This is a genomic window from Allobosea sp. P4_C6 (assembly GCF_056402015.1).
Map to the genome: position 1 here is coordinate 1 of NZ_JBFUIF010000302.1, position 826 is coordinate 826.

At 61.6% G+C, this 826-nt stretch carries 1 protein-coding gene and 1 pseudogene; both read right to left on the reverse strand.

Going from position 1 to position 826, the window contains the following annotated elements:
* Positions 1–258: pseudogene (locus AC1DVA_RS28810) on the reverse strand (NAD(P)-binding domain-containing protein); the annotation flags it as partial.
* A gap of 212 nt (positions 259–470) precedes the next feature.
* The gene (locus tag AC1DVA_RS28815) at positions 471–797 is read right to left on the reverse strand and encodes an NIPSNAP family protein (protein WP_476808191.1); all 327 of its coding nucleotides are present in this window, start codon (positions 795–797) and stop codon (positions 471–473) included.
* Positions 798–826 lie beyond the last annotated feature (29 nt).

Genomic DNA, 826 nt, shown 5'->3' on the forward strand with positions numbered 1-826 from the left:
GTGTGGCCGTGTGCGTGCACCAGTGCGCCACCCTGGTTGAACTCTTCCAGCGGGTGCGAACCCGAGTTGTCTGGCCAAGGCTGACACCATCGTATCCTCGTCGTCGCTCGACAAAAAGACGAGCCGATGGCCCCCCTCGACGATCGGATCGGCAGCCAGGGTGGCAGCGACGAGGTGATTGAAACCTTTCACCAGCTTGGCGCCGGTGAATGACTTCGCCACGAAGGCGGAGGACGGGAGACCGTCCAGCTCTTCAGGGACTGGAAATGCGTTCATCGCGCATCCGGAAGCCCTATCGGGCGGAAGACGTCGTCGCCGCCCTGAGGAAGCCGCCTAGCATCGGGCAGCGATGTGAGGCTTAGCCATGTCCGTCCCCCTCCGCGCCTCGCCGCTTGCGCGTAAATGAAATCGCGGTGGTACGACCGGCTAGGGCTGTCTCTGCGGGGAGCCGTGCCGATCCGCAAGCACGGCTATTTGACCGAAGAGAATGCTGTCGGAGCGAGAATCTGGCTCCCGATGTTGGCGACGATCTGGCCGTCCGCTTCTGACTTGTCGCGCGCCTCGTGCCATTCCGGGTCGGCCACGAAYGCACCCCATTTCTTCTCACGCTCGGCGAGGGACTCCCATGCCAGTAAGTAGGTCAGTTCCTGGTGGGACTCGCCGATTAGCGTGGTGAAGAATCCGGCTTGGCGGATGCCATGCTTCTCCCAGATCATCAGCGTGGCAGTCTCGAACCGCTTCAGTAATGCCGGCAGGTGGCCAGGTACGCAGCGATACTGGCGCAATTCGTAGATCATTCTCGTTTCCTTTTCTGGCAGGTCCATCT